The sequence below is a fragment of the Clostridium frigidicarnis genome, from assembly GCF_900111985.1.
Taxonomy (GTDB): domain Bacteria; phylum Bacillota; class Clostridia; order Clostridiales; family Clostridiaceae; genus Clostridium_Z; species Clostridium_Z frigidicarnis.
The window spans coordinates 77857-98737 of record NZ_FOKI01000002.1; the positions used below are offsets into that span (position 1 = coordinate 77857).

15 protein-coding genes and 1 other RNA gene are annotated in these 20881 nt (G+C 30.5%); 15 read left to right on the forward strand and 1 reads right to left on the reverse strand.

The features are described 5' to 3' along the window. Window positions 1–36: 36 nt before the first annotated feature. Both ccpN and ppdK read left to right on the forward strand, forming a co-directional pair. Window positions 37–678 carry a transcriptional regulator CcpN gene (gene ccpN, locus BM119_RS01485; protein WP_090038201.1) on the forward strand — a complete coding sequence of 214 codons (642 nt, stop codon included), beginning with the start codon at window positions 37–39 and terminating at the stop codon, window positions 676–678. 70 nt (window positions 679–748) lie between these two features. Beyond that, the gene (ppdK, locus tag BM119_RS01490) at window positions 749–3379 is read left to right on the forward strand and encodes a pyruvate, phosphate dikinase (protein ID WP_090038203.1); all 2631 of its coding nucleotides are present in this window, start codon (window positions 749–751) and stop codon (window positions 3377–3379) included. Window positions 3380–3422: 43 nt separating this feature from the next. Here the strand turns inward: ppdK and BM119_RS01495 are convergent, their stop codons facing one another. Further along, window positions 3423–4490 carry a CotS family spore coat protein gene (locus BM119_RS01495; protein ID WP_090038205.1) on the reverse strand — a complete coding sequence of 356 codons (1068 nt, stop codon included), beginning with the start codon at window positions 4488–4490 and terminating at the stop codon, window positions 3423–3425. A gap of 585 nt (window positions 4491–5075) precedes the next feature. Between BM119_RS01495 and dnaG the strand changes: the two genes are divergently transcribed. The 13 genes from dnaG (at window position 5076) to BM119_RS01560 (ending at window position 20864) form a co-directional block, all read left to right on the forward strand. After that, complete coding sequence (gene dnaG, locus BM119_RS01500; RefSeq protein WP_090038208.1) at window positions 5076–6860, forward strand: DNA primase; 1785 nt, start codon at window positions 5076–5078, stop codon at window positions 6858–6860. Between the two features lie 30 nt (window positions 6861–6890). Then, window positions 6891–7958, forward strand: coding sequence for an RNA polymerase sigma factor RpoD (gene rpoD / locus BM119_RS01505; RefSeq protein ID WP_090038209.1), 1068 nt, complete (start codon window positions 6891–6893; stop codon window positions 7956–7958). Between the two features lie 342 nt (window positions 7959–8300). Next, entirely contained in the window at window positions 8301–8996 is a 696-nt protein-coding gene (locus BM119_RS01510) for a tRNA (adenine(22)-N(1))-methyltransferase (protein WP_090038211.1), read from the forward strand. Continuing rightward, a complete protein-coding gene (locus BM119_RS01515; RefSeq protein WP_177199286.1) occupies window positions 8993–9790 on the forward strand; it encodes a Nif3-like dinuclear metal center hexameric protein in 798 nt (265 codons plus the stop codon). The genes BM119_RS01510 and BM119_RS01515 overlap by 4 nt, the downstream gene beginning before the upstream one ends. Before the next feature lie 43 nt (window positions 9791–9833). Continuing rightward, window positions 9834–10206, forward strand: an RNA gene (gene rnpB / locus BM119_RS01520) — RNase P RNA component class A. Between the two features lie 392 nt (window positions 10207–10598). Continuing rightward, complete coding sequence (locus BM119_RS01525; RefSeq protein WP_090038217.1) at window positions 10599–11519, forward strand: ABC transporter permease; 921 nt, start codon at window positions 10599–10601, stop codon at window positions 11517–11519. 17 nt (window positions 11520–11536) lie between these two features. Then, entirely contained in the window at window positions 11537–12493 is a 957-nt protein-coding gene (locus BM119_RS01530; protein ID WP_090038219.1) for an ABC transporter permease, read from the forward strand. 13 nt (window positions 12494–12506) lie between these two features. Further along, window positions 12507–13514, forward strand: coding sequence for an ABC transporter ATP-binding protein (locus tag BM119_RS01535; protein ID WP_090038222.1), 1008 nt, complete (start codon window positions 12507–12509; stop codon window positions 13512–13514). Further along, window positions 13514–14494 (forward strand): ABC transporter ATP-binding protein, encoded by a 981-nt coding sequence (locus tag BM119_RS01540; protein ID WP_090038225.1) that lies wholly within the window; start codon window positions 13514–13516, stop codon window positions 14492–14494. The genes BM119_RS01535 and BM119_RS01540 overlap by 1 nt, the downstream gene beginning before the upstream one ends. Before the next feature lie 69 nt (window positions 14495–14563). Continuing rightward, complete coding sequence (locus tag BM119_RS01545; protein ID WP_090038228.1) at window positions 14564–16228, forward strand: peptide ABC transporter substrate-binding protein; 1665 nt, start codon at window positions 14564–14566, stop codon at window positions 16226–16228. Window positions 16229–16529: 301 nt separating this feature from the next. Beyond that, on the forward strand, window positions 16530–17405 hold the full coding sequence (locus tag BM119_RS01550) for an N-acetylmuramoyl-L-alanine amidase (protein WP_090038231.1): 876 nt from the start codon (window positions 16530–16532) through the stop codon (window positions 17403–17405). A gap of 469 nt (window positions 17406–17874) precedes the next feature. Next, entirely contained in the window at window positions 17875–19869 is a 1995-nt protein-coding gene (locus BM119_RS01555) for a sigma-54 interaction domain-containing protein (RefSeq protein WP_090038234.1), read from the forward strand. A gap of 263 nt (window positions 19870–20132) precedes the next feature. Continuing rightward, window positions 20133–20864: a gamma-glutamyl-gamma-aminobutyrate hydrolase family protein gene (locus BM119_RS01560; protein WP_090038236.1), complete on the forward strand. Its 732-nt coding sequence runs from the start codon at window positions 20133–20135 to the stop codon at window positions 20862–20864. The last annotated feature ends 17 nt before the right edge of the window (window positions 20865–20881 follow it).

Here is a 20881-nt window from a genome sequence, read left to right on the forward strand (position 1 = left end):
AACTAATAATATATGCTATATAACAGAGAGAAAGAGGTGAGGGCGTTGAAGTTAACACCAAGACAACAAGAAATTATTAGATTAGTAAAAGAAGGACAGCCGATAACTAGCGAATCACTAGCAAGAACCCTAGGGGTTACTAGAGCAGCATTAAGACCAGATTTAGCAATTTTAACTATGACAGGAATATTAGAGGCTAGACCAAAGGTAGGATATATATATTCTCAGAAGCCCTCTCACAGCATGGTATATGATTATATAATTCATATAAAGGTAAAAGATGTAATGTCATCACCAGTGGTTGTTAATGAAGAAACCACAGTATATGATGCAATAGTGCATTTATTCTTAAATGATGTTGGAACTTTATTTGTAGAAAATAAAGGCACATTAGTAGGTGCAGTTTCAAGAAAAGATTTTCTGAAAATAGCTATAGGAGGTACAGATATACACAAAGTACCAGTTGGAGTTATAATGACAAGAATGCCAAATATAGTATTTGTAGAAAAAGAAGATAGTGGATACTTAAGTGCTCAAAGAATTATAGAACATGAGGTAGATAGTCTACCTGTAGTGGAAAGAGTCTTTGAGGATGAAAAAGAAGTTTTAAAAATCGTGGGCAAGATTTCTAAAACTAATATTACAAAATTATTTGTTAACATGGGCAAAAATAAATAATTTGACTTTTAGGGGGAACTCTTCCCCTATTAGTATATATATTCTTAAAGAATTGTAAGGAGTGTTAATAATGGGCAAGAAGAAATATGTGTATTTATTTAATGAGGGAGAAGCATCAATGAAAAACCTTTTAGGAGGTAAGGGTGCAAACTTAGCTGAAATGACTAATTTAGGCATTCCAGTACCTAAGGGATTTACTGTTACAACTGAGGCATGTAACAAGTATTATGAAGATGGTGAAAAAATTTCACAAGAAATAATAGAGGAAATATATGAAAAGCTAGAAGTTCTTGAAAAAGAAACTGGAAAAGGATTTGGAAGCTTAGATAATCCACTACTTGTATCGGTAAGGTCAGGTGCAAGAGCATCTATGCCAGGAATGATGGATACAATTTTAAATCTTGGATTAAATGAAAATACAGTAAAAGTCATGGCTGAAAAAACAAATAATCCTAGATTTGCATATGATTCTTTCAGAAGATTCATACAAATGTTCTCAGATGTTGTTATGGGAATAGAAAAAAGAAATTTTGAAGACTTATTAGATAAAATGAAAGAAAAAAAAGGTGCTAAGTTCGATACAGATTTAAATTCTGAAGACTTAAAAGAACTAGTTAGGCAATTTAAAGAATTATATAGAAAAGAAATGGGAAATGAATTTCCAGAGGATCCAAAATCTCAATTAATAGAATCAGTTAAGGCTGTTTTTAGATCATGGAATAATCCAAGGGCTATTGTTTATAGAAGATTAAATGACATACCAGGAGAGTGGGGAACTGCTGTAAACGTTCAAGAGATGGTGTTTGGTAATAAGGGAAATACATCAGGAACAGGAGTTGCATTTTCAAGAAATCCATCTACTGGAGAAAAGAAAATATTTGCTGAGTACTTAATGAATGCTCAAGGAGAAGATGTTGTTGCAGGTATAAGAACACCAGAACCTATAGAAAAATTAAATCAGGACATGCCTAGCATATATGAGCAATTTATGGGGATCGTAAATACTTTGGAAAATCATTATAGGGACATGCAAGACATGGAGTTTACTATAGAAGAAGGCAAACTATATTTCTTGCAAACTAGAAATGGGAAGAGAACAGCTCAAGCTGCTTTAAAAATAGCTGTTGATTTAGTGGAAGAGAAGATGCTTTCTAAAGAAGAAGCAGTTTTAAAGGTTGAACCAAAACAATTAGACAGTTTATTACATCCAGCGTTTGATGAAAGGGTTCTTAAAGTATCAAATCCTATAGCTAAAGGACTTCCAGCATCACCAGGAGCAGCATGTGGTAAAATATCATTTACAGCAGAAGAAGCTAAGCAAAGAGCTGAAAAGGGAGAGAAGGTTGTACTTGTTAGATTAGAAACCTCTCCAGAAGATATAGAAGGTATGATAGCTGCAGAAGGTATTTTAACAGTTAGAGGTGGTATGACTTCTCATGCTGCGGTTGTTGCTAGAGGAATGGGAACTTGTTGTGTTGCAGGTTGCGGAGAATTAAGGGTAAATGAAGAAAAGAAAACCTTAGAAGTAGGCGGAAAAGTTTATACTTCTGAAGATTATATTTCTATAGATGGGTCAACAGGTAGTGTATATGGAAGTTCTATAGGGACAGTGGAACCGAAAATAAGTGGGCATTTTGAAATCTTTATGAAGTGGGCAGATGAAATAAGATCATTAAAAGTTAGAACAAATGCAGATACTCCAAGAGATGCTAAGCAAGCTGTTGAATTTGGAGCAGAAGGCATAGGGCTTTGTAGAACAGAGCATATGTTCTTTGCGGAAGATAGAATAATGGCAGTTAGAGAAATGATTGTTTCTAAAAATGAAGAACAAAGAAGAAAAGCATTAGAGAAAATTTTACCAATGCAAAGAGAAGATTTTGTTGGAATATATGAGGCTATGGAATTTAGACCATGTACAATAAGACTATTAGATCCACCTCTACATGAATTCTTACCTCATGATGAGGAAGATATCAAAGAGTTAGCTAAGGAACTTGATATAACTTTTGATGATTTAAAGTCAACAATTGATTCTCTACATGAGTTCAATCCAATGATGGGACATAGAGGTTGTAGACTAGCTGTTTCTTATCCAGAGATTGCAGAAATGCAAACAAGGGCTATAATAGAAGCTGCATGTAAGGTAAAGGAAGAAAAGGGATATGATATTGTTCCAGAAATAATGATTCCTTTAGTTGGAGAACTAAAAGAGCTTAAATTTGTAAAAGATATAGTTGTTAAAACAGCAGATTCTATATTGAAAGAGAAAAATATAGATATGAAATATATGGTTGGAACAATGATAGAAGTTCCAAGAGCAGCTGTTACAGCTGATGAAATAGCAAAGGAAGCTGAATTCTTCTCCTTTGGAACTAATGATTTAACTCAAATGACCTTTGGATTCTCAAGGGATGATGCAGGTAAATTTTTAAATGATTATTATAGCAGAAAAATATATGAATCAGATCCATTTGCTAGATTGGATCAAACAGGAGTAGGGGCTCTTGTTAAAATGGCTGCTGAAAAAGGTAGAGCAACTAGAAAAGGTATTAAATTAGGAATATGTGGAGAACATGGAGGAGACCCATCCTCAGTTGAGTTCTGTCATGATATAGGATTAAACTATGTATCATGCTCACCATTCAGAGTTCCCCTTGCTAGACTTGCGGCAGCGCAGGCTCAAGTGAAAAATAAAAGATAATATGGAAAAGCTCCATTGATTGTGGAGCTTTTTACTTTTGATATTATAATAACTTACAATTGAATTTAAGTTCTATATGTTCTACTAATTTTTTAGAAAATTCTAGTTGAGAGTTCGTTTTACGAGTAGTGTTTTTTAGAAGATTATAGAAAGATTTTTTGTTACAACATTTTATGTTGTTGTAGTAATCTCTAGATATTCTCCAAAATTTTTGTGGAAAAATCAAGTATGATAATAAAAATTTATATTCATCAAGGTTTAATGGATTTATAGACTCATAGTGATTTAGACATTTAAGGAATAAATCAAAATTCCAATTTGTAGAATCACGTTTTAAAAGTCTTCTAAAGAAATAAGATAAATCTTTGACACAAAAGTCAATTTTACATTTATCAAAATCAATCATGTGAATATTATTATCTTCACTAAAGATGAGGTTTTTATTTACATAATCATTATGACATAAAGATACAGTCAAATTATCTTTATTCATAGAATTTGCAACATTTACTGAGAATTTAGCTAAGGATAAATTTTCATCAAAATTTTGAAGGAATAATTTGGAGAAATTATCTTTATGTTTAAAAGCTAAATTTGAACAATTAAGGATTTGTTGAAAATGTTTATTATATGATACATATAGATCATCTAGACCTATGGGTAAAGAACTTCCATTAATAGGTTTAAAGTTTTTGCTGCCAATATGGACTTTAGCTAAGTTTGAACAGGAAATATATAGATGGGTTTTATTATCAAAATCACATTTGATACCATCTACCCAAGGTGTTAGTATAAAAAGCATGTTATTTTCTTCTACAAACCTAGAACCATCAATTGTAGGAAGTAGTATAGGTACGTTTAAGTTATTTTTGTGGAGCCATTGCATAGAAGAATAAACAAAAAGAAGATTTTGCTTATTTAAATATACTTTTTTTAAACAAAAACTCTTATTTTCAGTATCAATTTTGTAAACTGCTCTTTGTTTATCGGTATCTTTAAACTTTATTTCATTAACTGTGCAATTTAAAATATTATAGTGTGGTAAAATTGATTTTTTTATATTCTCCTTATTTATCCATGAATCACTAAGATTTTTAGCCTTTTGAGGCATAATTTATAACCTCCTTGAAACTCTGTTTTAAGAGTAAATAGTAAGTAAACTTTAATGTGTCAAAAACGTTTTACTAGGTTAGCAAAAAATTAAAGTATTACTTCATAATAAAGATATGATTTTAAATAAATATTTATGAATAAAATAATTATAAAATGTAATAAATATCTTATGAGAACATATTTATTACTTTAAAATTTAGCTAGATAAAATTCATAATTTAAAAGTAAAAATAGTTACAAAAGAACCATATGCTAAATTTCTAGAAAAAACAACTAAAGATTTGAGAAAATTAACAAAATTCGCAATAAAACATATTGTTTTGGAATAAAAACATATATTCTTTGGATAAACTAACATTTGAGAGGATTATTATAAAATTTCAAGTTTATTGAAGGAAATTAAGAAAATATAAAGAATATATATATTAAACAAAAGTATGTTTTAAATATAAAAAGACATAAATTTTTATCAAAAAAGAAGGAATACAGTAGTTTATGTCGAATATAATAAAACTTGTTGCAATAAATCCTCATTTGAAATGTATTCATTAAATGAGATGTATTTATAATTATTTTGTTTCGGGTGGGATTTTTATTGATACCAGATAATATAATTGAAAAAATTAAAGATCAAAATGACATTGTGGATGTCATATCAGAGGTTGTACGTTTAAAAAGAAGTGGAAGAAACTATGTTGGGCTTTGTCCGTTTCATAGTGAAAAGACTCCTTCTTTTAGTGTGTCAAGTGAAAAACAGATTTTTAAATGTTTTGGATGTGGTGAAGCTGGTAATGTTATTACGTTTGTAATGAAAAATAGAAACTTATCATATATTGAAGCGATAAAGTATTTAGCAGAAAAGGCTAATATAACAATAGAAGATAATCCAGGAGCTAAAGTTTATAGCGATAAAAAAGATAAGTTATATTTACTAAATAAAGAAGCAGCAAAATTCTTTTTTGGTAATCTTCAAAGAAAAAATAATATTGGGAAACCATATTTTCTAAACAGAGGGATTACAGAGGCAACTATACGACGATTCGGATTAGGATATTCTTTTGATAGTTGGAATTCTCTTATGAATTACTTGAAATCTAAAGGTTATAATGAACAAATGCTTATAGAAGCTGGTCTTATAATAAAAAGTGAAAAGGGTAATTGTTATGATAGATTTAGAAATAGAGTTATTTTTCCAGTCTTTGATTATAGAGGAAGAGTAATAGCATTCGGTGGAAGAGTTTTAGATGATTCAAAGCCTAAATATTTAAATTCGCCAGAGACACTAGCTTTTCATAAAGGAACTAACCTTTATGGATTAAATTTTGCTTTAAAGGATAATAATCATAATAGGACTTTTATAATAGTAGAAGGATATATGGATGTTATTGCACTTCATCAATATGGTATAACAAATGTTGTGGCATCCTTAGGAACAGCGCTTACAATAAATCAATCAAGATTGTTAAAAAGATATGCTGATAAGGTAATTATATCTTATGATGCTGATTTAGCAGGTCAAATGGCTACCTTGAGAGGGTTAGATATACTAAGAAGTACTGGATTCGATGTTAGAGTCTTATCAGTTCCAAATAGTAAAGATCCAGATGAATTTATAAGAGCAAATGGTAAAGTGGCTTTTTTGAAATTAGTAGAAAAAGCAGAACCTTTAGTAGACTATAGGCTTAATAAAGCAAAAGAAGGAATAAATTTTTCAGACAAAAAAGACATTATTAGGTACACTAGAAAAGCTTCTGAGATATTTGTAGACTTGGATAGTATAGAAAAAGATGTTTATATTAGAAAAATTGCAGAAGAAACAGGGATAAAAGAAGAGGCTATATATGATATGTTAAAGGAAGAATTAAAAAAGGCATCCTCAAAAAATGGAAATATGAATACTTCAGAGAATTTTAGACAAAAATTATATGTAGAGTCAGCTTATACAAAGGCTGCTAGGAGTATTTTAAAACTTCTTTTAGAGGATGAATATTTTGAGTTTATTTCTAATAACATAAATGAGGAAGATTTTATAAGTAATGCTCATAAAATTCTTTATAAGCTTATTATAGAAAGCCATAAAATAAGTCAATATAATGAGAGATTAAAATTTGTGGAAAGCAAGTGTAGTGATGTAGATACTACCAAGGAACTAATAAATTTAAATGAAATTACTCTCATGTGTGATGAAGGGCAACGAGAAAAGCTTATTAAAGATTATATATATGAAATAAGAGATTTCAAACTTGAAGAAAATATAAATTTAGTCCAGAAAAAAATTAAAGAGTTTGAGAAAAAAGGTATGATAGAAGAAACCTTAAAATATGTTCAGAAGCTTAAAGAATTACAAAAACAATCAGGAAGAGGTTAGTTAAGCTTATGACCGGAGGGAGGCAAGAACATGAAAGATAAAAATACAAAGATGGCTGTGGTTAAAAAACTTATAGATAAAGGTAAGAAAAGTGGTTCTTTGACTTACAAAGAAATAATGGATGAATTAGATGATGTTGAATTAAGCCCAGAGCAAATTGAAAAAATATATGAAGTGCTTGAGTCAATGGGTGTAGAGGTTATTGGTGAGGCAGGTGAGGAAGCTCATTCTGAGGAAGAGGATTTAGACTTATCAATTCCAGAAGGAATTGCAATAGATGACCCAGTAAGAATGTATCTAAAAGAAATAGGAAAAGTTCCATTGTTATCTTCAGATGAAGAAATAAGTCTTGCTCAAAGAATAGAAGAGGGAGATAATTATGCCAAGAAAAAGTTAGCTGAGGCCAATTTAAGATTGGTTGTAAGTATAGCAAAAAGGTATGTGGGTCGTGGTATGTTATTCCTTGACTTAATACAAGAGGGAAATTTAGGTCTTATTAAGGCTGTTGAAAAATTTGACTACAGAAAAGGATACAAATTTTCTACTTATGCAACTTGGTGGATAAGGCAGGCAATAACAAGAGCCATAGCAGACCAAGCAAGAACTATAAGAATACCTGTTCATATGGTTGAAACTATAAATAAGTTAATAAGAGTAGAAAGACAGCTTTTACAAGAATTGGGAAGACAACCACAACCAGAAGAAGTAGCTAAAATAATGGAAATGCCAGTAGATAAGGTTAGAGAGATAATGAAAATAGCCCAAGAGCCAGTATCACTAGAAACTCCAATAGGAGAAGAAGAGGATAGCCATCTTGGAGATTTTATACCGGATGATGATGCACTAGCTCCAGCTGAAGCAGCAGCATTTACTATGTTAAAGGAACAGTTAATAAATGTTCTTGATACATTAACTCCTAGAGAAGAAAAAGTATTAAGATTAAGATTTGGTCTTGATGATGGAAGAGCAAGAACTCTTGAAGAAGTTGGAAAAGAGTTCAACGTTACTAGAGAAAGAATAAGACAGATTGAAGCTAAAGCTTTAAGAAAACTTAGACATCCAAGTAGAAGTAAAAAATTAAAAGATTATTTAGATTAGCACCTTATCGGTGCTTTTTTCTTTGTAATTTAATAATTGAAAATGCATAAACAAAATTAAAAAACTTTTTGAATAATAATTTTTAAATTTAAGCATCAAGTGAAGAAAAACAATTATTTAATCCTATTTGCTAAATAGTTCACTTCTTAAGTGGGATATGTATGCTTGTGATAAGTACTGATGGGTGCTAGGGTGAACTTTACAAAGTCTAAGATGAAGAAGTTAAGTATTCTCTTAGTACACTCCATGTAAAGCTTAGAATCCACTTGGTACATATGCTATGATATAATACATATTAAAACCTAGCAATTAATAGGGTTAAAAAGAAAAGGAGATAGTTTCATGGACATTAGCGCAAGGTTAAAAACTATAGTTAATTTAATTGATAAATGTGAAAGTATTGCAGATATAGGTACGGATCATGGATATGTACCTCTTGATGTTATAAAGAATAATATATGTAATAATGCAATTGCATCTGATATAAATAAAGGTCCCGTTGAAAAGGCAAGGATAAATGTATCAATGGAAGGTATGAAAGATAAAATAGAATGCAGATTGGGACCTGGTCTTACAACCTTAAAAGTAGGGGAAGTGCAAGGCGTAGTTATTGCAGGAATGGGCGGAAATTTAATAAGAGATATAATTTTGCAAGGATACGATGTTTTTAAAAACTTAGATTTTGCAATTTTGCAGCCAACACAAAACCCAGAGGTATTAAGAAAATTTATTTTTGAAAAAGGACTAGAAATTATAAAAGAAGATTTATGTATAGATGAAGGAATATATTACGAGATAATGAAAGTAAAATGTCAAGAGTTTAAAAATCCTATAGAGAAAAATGAAATATACTATGAGATTAGTGAATATCTAGTTAAAACAAAGCATCCTATTATGAAGCAATATATATGTGATAAAATAAAAAGGTATAAACTTATAAATGATAAAATAAGAGATACAACTGAAAGTGCATTAAGAAGAAAGAAAGATATTGAATTTAAAATTAATAAGTTAGAGGGGATTAAAGAATGTCTTTGAAAATTAAAGAATTTATAAGATATATGAATTTATTAGCTCCAGAGGATTTAAAAGAAAGTTATGATAATGTAGGTTTTCAAATTGGGGATAGAGAGTGTGAAGTTAAGAAAGTTTTAATAGCTTTAGATGCAACTTTAGAGGTTATAAAAGAAGCTAAAGAAAAAGAGGTAAACTTACTTATAACTCACCATCCATTATTATTTAAAAAGCCATCCAGCATTACAAATGATACATTACAAGGAAAAAAAATATTAGAACTTATAAAGAATGATATAAATCTTTATTCGGCTCATACTAATTTAGATTCTGTAAATGGTGGTATGAATGACATAATAATGATGTTGTTAGGTTTGAAAGATAGCGAGATAATGGATAAAAATATAAATGATAACAGTAGCGGAATAGGAAGAATAGCAAACTTAGATAAAGAAAAGACTTTGAAGGAAATGTGTAGACTTGTAAAAATGAATTTAGGAGTTAGATTCATAAAGGTTGTAGGAGATATGAATAGGAGTATCAAAACTGTTGCAGTAATCAATGGAAGCGGAGAAAGTTTTTTTGAAAAAGCAAAAAGTATGGGAGCAGACCTTGTAATCACAGGAGATACTTCATATCATTTTGCAAGTGATTATAATGAAATGGGCATGGCTATAATGGACATAGGTCATTTTAGTTCAGAATGGCCATTATTTAAAGAAATATCAAAGAAGATACAGGCATACTTTAAAGAAAATGATGAAAGTATAGAAGTATTTATATCAGAAAAAAGTAAAGATCCATATAGTATTTATTAAAAAAATTTGCATTTAATTAATTTATATGATAATATAAATCTTGCGAGTAAGCCAGACAATCGCCGCTGAGTAATTTCAGGGGAGGAAAGTCCGAGCTTCGTAGGGCAGGGTGCTGGGTAACTCCCAGTGGAGGCAACTTTAAGGATAGTGCAACAGAGATATACCGCCAGAATGAAGTTTTTCTTCATGAGTTTAGCTTTTAGCTAACTGGTAAGGCTGGAAAGGGGAGGTAAGAGCTCACCAGCGCGTTGGTGACTTCGCGGCTATGTAAACCCCACCTGAAGCAAGACCGAATAGAGAGGCAAATGGGGCTGCCCGTCCCGTCTCCGGGTGTGTCGCTTGAGCTTATTGGTAACAATAGGCCTAGATAGATGATTGTCAAATACAGAACTCGGCTTATAGACTTATCTCGTACATGAAAAACACTAGGTTAATGCCTGGTGTTTTTCTTATTTATACGATGACTAGGTACAGTAACAACTCCCATATACTAAAAAATGGGAAATTGAAACAATAAAAATCAAGCAAACCATATGAGTGGGTTAAATATTGCAAATTAAGCTTCGTTAAATAGATGCAACTTTTTAGTTGCCTCATTTAATGAGGCTAATTTTTTTGGAAAAATATATTGGTAGAAATAAATGTTGTGAACTTAAAATGTGGTGTAATAGAATGTCTAAGCAAGAATTAACTAAAGAAACATGATAAAAATTTGCAACAAATAACATTACAATATAAAAAAATGGAATAAAATGTATTTTTATTAATATACTATAACAATAAAAACAAATTGGAATGGAGGTATTATATGCTAAAGTATATTGGGAAAAGGCTGTTAGCCAGTATTTTAACGATTTGGGTTATAATTAGCTTGACATTTTTCTTAATGAGGCTTATGCCTGGAGGTCCCTTTGATGGTGAAAAAATAACACCAGAAATTAGGGCGAACCTAGAGGTTAAATATGGTCTCGATAAATCACTAGGTAATCAGTATACATTGTATATGAAGAACTTGTTACATGGTGATTTAGGAACTTCTATGATTTTTAAGGGAAGAGATGTTGCAGATACTATTGCATACTCATTTCCAGCATCAGCAAAGATTGGGCTTATAGCAGTTCTCTGTTCATTAATAATAGGGGTACTTCTTGGGGTTGTAGCTGCATTAAACAGAGGTAGATGGCCAGATTCTTTATGCATGATAATAGCCACGTTAGGAATAACAATACCTAGCTTTGTAATAGCAGCGCTGCTGATTTATGTATTTACAGCTAAGCTAAAATTATTGCCAGCTACGGGATTTAATAGTTGGAAAAACTGTATAATGCCAGTGATAGCATTAGCAGGTAGTTCTATGGCATTTATAACTAGATTGACGAGGAGTAGGCTATTAGACGTATTAAAAGCTGATTACATTAGAACTGCAAGAGCAAAAGGTTTAAGTAATAAGGTAGTCATATTTAAACATGCTTTAAAAAATTCATTAATACCTATAGTTACTTATTTAGGACCACTAGTTGCAGGCGTTTTAACTGGAAGCTTTGTAGTGGAAAAAATATTTGCTATACCAGGACTAGGAAATGAATTTATACAATCTGTAACCAATAGAGATTATAGTATGTTATTGGGAGTTACTGTATTTTACTGTACATTGGTTATAGTATGTAATTTCTTGGTTGACATTATGTATGGATTTATAGATCCAAGAATTAAATTAGAAAATTCATAAGGATAGGAGGTGATGATGTGGACCAAAATTTTGATTATAAAATAGACATTAGCGAAGAATTATTTTCTCCATTATCAGCTGAAGAGAAGAAGGTTGAAAATATTGTACGACCTAGTATAGGGTATTGGAAAGATGCTTGGACAAGACTTAAAAGTAATAAAACAGCACTTATTTCTTTAATAATAATAACTATAACAGTAATACTATCAGTATTTGTACCAATGATTTCAGGTTTTAGATATGATGCTACAGATCTTAAAATGACAAACCTAAGTCCTTCTGGAACTAATTGGTTTGGAACAGATCAACTTGGTAGAGACATATTTGTTAGAGTTATGTATGGTGCCAGGTACTCTTTGATTATAGGTTTTTTAGCAGCAATAATAAATATTGGTATTGGAGTTTTATATGGTGGAATATCTGGATTTTTCGGTGGAAAAGTTGACAATGTAATGATGAGATTTGTAGATGTATTATACTCAATACCTTTAACGATATATGTAATTATACTTATGGCAATACTTAATAAACCAGGTGGAGGAAGTAGTGGACTTGGGACTATATTAATAGCCTTATCTATTTCTTACTGGATTGGTATGGCAAGAATAGTTAGGGGTGAAGTGCTTCAATTAAAGCAACAAGAATTTGTGCTTGCGGCAAAATCTCTTGGAGTATCCAATGCAAAGATTATCTTAAGGCATTTAATTCCAAATTGTGTTGGTTCAATAATAGTCACAATGACTTTATTAATTCCATCTGCTATATTTACAGAAGCTTTTTTAAGCTTTATAGGACTAGGATTAGTTCCGCCACTAGCATCATTAGGAACTTTGGCTAATGAAGCTATGCCAGCTATATATGTATTTCCATATCAATTATTTTTCCCATCTTTAATGATATGTATAATTATTTTGGCATTTAACTTATTTGGAGATGGATTGACTGAAGCATTAGATCCAAAGAATAAAAGGTAGGAGGGGAGAATATATGGAGAAATTGTTAGAAGTAAAGAATTTAAAAACTTCTTTTGAAACAAACGTTGGAGTGGTTCAGGCGGTTAGAGGAGTCTCCTTCTATCTAAATAAGGGCGAGGCTTTAGGAATAGTAGGAGAATCAGGATGTGGAAAAAGTGTAACAATGATGTCTATTATGAAATTGTTAGCTGAAAATGGAAGAGTTGATTATGGACAAATTATTTTTGATGGTAAAGATATTTCAAAAGCAAAGGACTTAGACATGGAACTTATAAGAGGAAATGATATAGGGATGATATTTCAAGACCCTATGACATCGCTAAATCCAGTATATACAATAGGAAATCAGTTAGTTGAACCTTTGATGAAACATAGAGGTCTTAATAGTAATGAAGCCAAGGATATAGCATTAAATATGCTGAAATTAGTTGGTATTCCTAGCCCGGAAAAAAGAATTAAGCAATATCCCCATGAATTTTCAGGTGGTATGAGACAGAGAGCAATGATTGCTATGAGCTTGGTATGTGAGCCAAAGCTTATAATAGCGGATGAACCAACAACAGCATTGGATGTTACAATTCAGGCTCAAATATTAGATTTAATGAAGGATTTAAAAGATAAACTGAATACAGCAATAATATTAATTACCCATGACCTTGGAGTTGTTGCGGATTTATGCTCAAGGATAAATGTAATGTATGGTGGAATAATTGTAGAAGCAGGAACAGTTGATGATATATTTTATAAGCCAAGACATCCTTACACTTGGGGGTTATTAAAGAGTGTTCCTAATCATAAAAGTGATGTTAGGGAAAAATTGAAACCTATAGATGGTCAGCCACCGGATCTGTTAAAACCACCAATAGGATGTCCATTTGCAGCAAGATGTAATTATGCCATGAAAATATGTATTCAAAAACAACCACCATTATTTCCAATTGATGAAGGACATAATGCAGCATGCTGGTTAAATCATGAAAAAGCACCAAAAGTAGAAGTACCAATTAAGGGGGAAGAATAATGAAAAAAAATAAAGAAATGATATTACAAATAAAGAATTTAAGTAAATACTTCCCTGCTGATAAAGGACTATTTGCTAAGAAAAGCTTTGTTAAGGCTGTGGATAATGTTTCATTTGAATTAAATAGGGGAGAAACATTAGGTTTAGTTGGAGAATCTGGATGTGGAAAAACAACTACAGGAAGAACTATTTTGAAATTATATGAACCTACTTCAGGGCAAATTATATTTAATAAAGAAGATATAACAAAAAAATCTAGTAAAGAAATGGTGCCACTAAGAAAAAATATGCAGATGATATTTCAGGATCCTTATGCATCTTTAGATCCAAGAATGACTGTTGGAGATATTATAGCTGAAGCTATAGATGTGCATAAGTTGTTTGTTGGAGCAGAAAAGACAAATAGAATAAGATTTCTTTTAGATAAAGTTGGACTAACAGGAGATCATATAAATAGATATGCCCATGAATTTTCAGGGGGGCAAAGACAAAGAATAGGAATAGCCAGGGCCTTAGCTGTTGAGCCTGATTTTATAGTTTGTGATGAACCTATATCTGCTTTAGATGTATCAATTCAAGCGCAAATAATAAATATGTTAGAAGCATTACAAGAAGATATGAATTTAACATATTTATTTATAGCACATGACCTATCTATGGTTAAGCATATATCTACTCATATAGGAGTAATGTATCTTGGAAGACTAGTTGAAAAAGGAAAAAGTAATGAACTATATAATAAACCACTACATCCATATACTAAATCTCTTATATCAGCAGTACCTATACCTGATCCTAAGCTAGCTAAAAAAAATAAGAGGATAATTCTTCAAGGGGATATTCCATCTCCAATAGATCCTCCGCCAGGATGTAGATTTAAGGGGAGATGTAGATATGCAAAACCTATTTGTAGTGAAATTGACCCAGAACTTAAAGAAGTAGAACCAGGAAGATTTGTTGCTTGTCATTTATTTGATTAATTCTTAGCTAAAGGTTTACTTTATATAAGTAAATTTTTATATATGAAATTACAATAAAGGAGGATAAACATGAAAAGAAGTAAATTAAAAAAGATATTTGCCATAGTTTTAATTGCAACAATGGGTATATCTGTTTTAGCAGGGTGTGGCGGATCAAAATCAGCAAGCTCTGATAAAAAGGATGATCAAGTTTTAACTTACAACTTAGGTGCAGATTCAAAGACGTTAGATCCGGCCTTAAATACATCTTCAGATGGAGGTATTGTACTTGCAAATACATTTGAAGGACTTTGCAGATTAGATAAAGACAACAAGGCTATTCCAGGTGGTGCTGAAAAATGGGAAATTACAGATGATGGACTTCAATATACTTTTCATCTAAGAAAGGATGCCAAGTGGTCTAATGGAGAACCAGTAACAGCTAATGACTATGAATTTGCATGGAAAAGAGCATTAAATCCTAAGACAGGAGCAGAGTATGCATATCAACTTTATTATATTAAAAATGGACATGAGTATAATACAGACAAAGACGGAAAAATAAGTCCTGATACATTAGGAATAAAGGCTTTAGATGATTACACATTGCAAGTTACATTAGAAAGCCCAACAAAGTATTTTCTAGAATTAACTGGATTTGCAACATATTATCCAGTTAATAAAAAAATAGTTGAGAATAACCCGGAATGGTCAACTAAAGTAGAAACTTTCATTTCAAATGGACCATTTAAAATGAGTGAATGGAAAATAAAGGACTCTTTAACTTTTATTAAAAATGAAAATTATTATGATAAAGGTAGAGTTAAACTAGATAAGCTTGTTATGTCTATGGTAACTGACTCTACATCTGCATGGGCTGGATATCAATCAGGTCAGTTTGATATGGTTGATGTAGTTCCAACTCCAGAAATACAAGGAGCATTGAAAAGTAATTTAGCAACAAAGTTTCAAAATACAGCCACTTATTTTTATTCTATAAATGTAAGTGATAAAGCTAAAGAAGTAAGTCCAGATGCTGCAAAAGCATTAAGTGATGCAAAGGTAAGAAAGGCTCTTAATCTTGCTATAAATAGAAAAGATATAGTTGAGAATGTAACTAAAGGAGAACAAATTCCAGCATTTGGTTATGTTCCAGTAGGAATGTTGAAGCAAGATGGTAAAGATTTTACTGACAAAGAATACTTTAAAGCAGAAGGCGATGTTGAGGGAGCTAAGAAATTGCTTTCAGAAGCTGGGTATACAGATGGCAAAGGATTCCCAACATTAGTTTTAATGTATAATACAGAAGGAGCTCATAAGGATGTGGCTCAAGCAGTTCAAAACATGTGGAAAGAAAATTTAGGAATTAATGTTGAACTTCAAAACCAAGAGTGGAAGGTTTTCCAAACCACTAGAACAAATAAGAACTACCTAATTGCTAGACATGGATGGACTGGTGATTACAATGATCCAATGACTTTCTTAGATATGTGGACAACTACTTCAGGATTAAATGATTGTGGATTTAGTAATCCGGAATATGATAAGTTAGTAGCTGATGCTAAGAAAGAAATAGATGTAGTTAAAAGAGAAAAATTAATGCGTCAAGCAGAAGATGTATTATTAGATCAAATGCCAATATTACCTCTTTATTACTATACTCAAATTAAGGGTATAAAGAGTTATGTAAAAGGTGTTAGAGTTGCAGCTTTGGGAAATATATACTTTGATGAAGCTTATATAGAGGGAAAGTAAAAGATTAGATAGTTAAGGAGTGTTTCAAAATACATTATTTTGAAACACTCCTTTTTTATGTACAAAAGTTATAAAATTCTTTAATCAGTTATGAGTTATAAGTGACAAGCTAAGGATGAAATCTTATTAAAAAGATTTCTAGGATAAAAAAATTTAGAAAGCCAGTGGTTTTTAACATCAACTTGTGATTTAAATAATTGAATAGCAGCTTTTGTTTAAAAAACTTAGAGACATGTTTAAAAATATAAAAAATGGTAATAAATTAAGAAGTAGTAATTAAATGGTGTTTGGAGGAGAATAAATGAATAATAAGAAAATGATATTTTTATGTGTAGTTATGTGTGTAAACTTTTTTACTACAAATATAGCTTATGCTTATGAAAACAATAATTGTCTGATAAATGGTATATCAATAAATAAGCAACTTATAAATATAAATTATACTAAAGGTGTTGAAATAAAACCTAAATATATAGTGATTCATGATACAGACAATAGGGCTAAGGGAGCAAATGCCCAGGCAAACAGAGATTTTTTTGCAAATCATAAAGATGCAAAAGTATCAGCTCATTATGTAGTGGATGATAGCAATATAGTACAAGTATTAGAAGACAATTGGTTAGGCTGGCATTCTGGAGAAGTTAGAAATAATAAAATGAATAACAAAAACTCTATTGCAATTGAGATGTGTGTTAATGAAGATAATGATTTTGGTAAGACATTTGAAAACACAGTAGAATTAACAAAACATCTTATGAAAAAATACCATATATCTAAAGAAAATGTAATAAGACATAATGATGTGACTGGAAAAACTTGTCCGAAAATGATGATCGTTGATAGACCAAACCTTTGGGGAGAATTTAAAGAACAAATAGGACAAGAAAATAAAACTGATGGTAATAAGTCAAGTGATGAAATCAGTGTAGAAGAAATAAAAAATAAAACAGAAATAAATGGGAAAATAAGAAACATTAGCACTTTGCTAAATATTAGAAGAGAAGCCAACACATCTAGAGAAGTCATAGATTGTGTTGAAAATGGACAAAACGTACAAGTAATACAGCATTTAGATAATTGGTATAAAATAAGATATATAAAAGACTCATTAGAAATTGAAGGATATGTAAGAGATAAATATGTTCTATGCACAGAGAATTATGATGTTAATTATTAATTAGCTAAATGGTATTTCAAAGGTACAATGATTGGTTATGTTAATGCTAAAAACATATTTTAAATTAGGAATTAAGGCACATTCAAAAAAATAATAAGTCAGTATGCTAGTCTATTTTGTGCCATACTGCGTCAGTGATATTAGCCCATAGCTTATACTATGAACTAATATCACCTCCTTGTCTGATACAAAATATACATGGCATCTTTGACTTGCTATTTTCTTTCATGTGCCTAAAGGTTTTGATATATAATGTATATTAGAAGTATAAATAAGGTGTCTTAGTAAAAGATACCTTAGGCACATTCAAAAAGTAACAAGTCAGTATGCTAGTCTATTTTGTGCCATACTTCGTCAGTAATATTAGCCCATAGCCTGTACTATTAACTAATATTACCTCCTTGTTTGACACGAAATATACATGGCATCTTTGACTTGTTATTTTCTTTCATGTGCTAAGGAGGGTGTTATGAAAACTATAGCAATAATAACAGACAGACAAAGTCAGCTTGTTGAGTTTCTTGAGCAAAACTTAAAAATGGTTTTAGGGAATAAAATAATTATGAATAAATATTTTCTAGATAATTTAAATGAATATGATGTAATAGATGATGATGTTGTCCTTGTAATGATTAGCGAGAGAGCTTATGAAGTGAAAAAACATGTAAGTAAAAAAAGTAAAATTGTAGTATTAAATAGAACATTTCAACAAAAAGATATACATAAAATATTATCTATTCCTGAAGGTACGCAAATATTGGTTGTTAATGATAATGATCAAACAACCTATGAAAGTTTAAGTTTATTTTATGAAATTGGAATTAATCATTTAGATTTTATAGCATTTAATGAAGGGATAGATTATTCTCATATAAAAATAGCGGTAACTCCAGGAGTCAAGGAAAGAGTTCCAGATTACATAGATACTATAATAGATTTAGGAAACAGATACATAGATATATCTACATTTATACAAATAATTAGTAGTTTAGGAATAGATAATATTGAGATAAGCAAAAAACTGGTTAAGTATTCTGAAAAAATTGTGAGTTTAGATGTGGGGATAAGAGATAAGTATAAAGAGCTGTTTTTAAAAATTGAAGAGTTGGATACAATTTTAAATTTATCAAAGGATGGAATTATATTTACTAATAATAAAGGTAAAATAAATGTATTAAATGAGAGTTTTAGAAAAATAATGGATATAAATTCTGAAATTAAAGATAAAAATATAAGTGATATAATTACAGAAGAACTTGAGGGTATTACAGAAAAAGAAGAAATTATTGATGAGGTATTTCAGTTTGAAAATAAATATATAAATATAAACAAAACTGGTATAGCAGGACTTGGATATTATTATAATGTACAAGAGATAACATACATAAAACAATTAGAGCAAAATTTTACAAAACAAATAAAAACAAAGGGTCAAATAGCTAGATATTATTTTCAAGATATAAAAACACAATGTGAATCTATGAAAAAATGTATTGATATTGCAAAAAAAATGTCAAAATCAGATTTAACTGTTCTAATAATAGGGGAAAGTGGAACAGGTAAAGAACTATTGGCTCAATCCATACATAATGAATCTAAAAGAACTAAACAGCCATTTGTTGCTGTAAATTGTGCGGCTATGCCAGAAAACCTCTTGGAGAGTGAATTGTTTGGATATGAAAAAGGCGCTTTTACTGGAGCTTTAAAAGAAGGGAAAAAAGGATTATTTGAGCTTGCTAACAATGGTACTATATTTTTAGATGAAATAGGAGACATGCCATTGTTATTGCAAACTAAGCTTCTTAGGGTGCTGCAAGAAAGGCAAGTTATGCCTATAGGATCTGAAAAAATTATTGACATAAATGTAAGGGTTATAGCAGCAACAAATAAGGATATATTAAGTATGATACATAAAGGTCAATTTAGAGAAGATCTATATTATAGATTAAATGTTTTACCATTAAGGGTTCCTCCTTTAAGAAATAGAGAGGGCGATATAATGGAACTGTTAAAAGAATTTATGAAAAAGGATATAAAATTTTCAATAGATGCTATTAAAAAACTATTAAATTATAATTGGCCAGGGAATATAAGAGAATTACAAAATGTAGCATCATATATATCTTTAATGTGTAATGATATTGCAATGTATGAAGACTTACCTTTTAATGTAGAGGAAGAACAGATAAATGAATATGATGAGTGTGTTTATATTTTAAAAAGTAAGTGTAATTTTGAAAGATGTGTAGATATAGTGAAAATAATTAATAAATTTAACTCAATAAATGAATCTGTAGGAAGAAACGCAATATTTGATATATTAACAGACAAAGGGATAGAGACATCTGAAGGGGAAATAAAAAAAATACTATCACTGCTAAAGGAGTTAGGATTTATAGATTCAACGGTTGGAAGAAAAGGAAGCAAACTGACAGAGCTTGGAAAAAATATTATAACTAATTAAGAAAATAATATAGAATAGGATAGAAAATAGGAACTTAAATAGGTAATATAAATGCCAATTTAAGTTCCTGTTTTAGTTTGTGGAATTTTATATATAATCTAACAATTTCAAATCTTAAATAAAAAGATTTGGTGAAAATGTTTGCACAGAAGGGGCATTCACCATTTAAGAAGGTGAAATTAACAGAAAATTATTGGATTGGCATGAAAGTTGCTTTATAAATAAGGAAAGCACAAGGTTGGAGTATAGAGGAGGACATAAAAATGAGTAAAAAACCGATTATAGGTATATCAGGAAGTTTAATTGTAGATGGGGATACAATGTTCCCAGGATATGAAAGAGCATATGTAAATGATGATTATGTTCAAGCCGTTGTAAATGCAGGTGGAATACCTTATATAATTCCTATGGTTTATGATGAAGAAGTTATAAAATCTCAATTAGAAACTATTGATGGGATAATAATGTCTGGAGGACATGATGTTAATCCATTATTATATGGGGAAGAACCTAATATGAAACTTGGAGGGATTTTACCTAAGAGAGATGAGTTTGATAGTAAATTAATAAAATTTGCTATGGATAGTAGACTTCCAATATTAGGTATTTGCAGAGGGCATCAAATATTGAATGTTGTTAATGGGGGAAATTTATATCAAGATTTATCATTGATGGATGGATGCTATATAAAACATAATCAAGGTGCACTATCTAATGTTCCAACTCATACAGTAAAAACAGTAACCGGATCAAAAATTAATGAAATACTAGGAGATGAAACTGAAATAAATAGTTTTCATCACCTTTGTATAAAAGATGTAGCAAAAGGATTTATAGCCTCAGCTTATGCTAAAGATGGTGCAATAGAAGCCATAGAGAAAATAGGAGACCATTTTATAATGGGAGTTCAATGGCATCCAGAAATGTTAGCAAAGAATTATGAAAAAATGCTTAATATATTTAAAAAGTTAGTTGAAGAAGCATCGAAAAAATAATTACATATCAAAGGAGG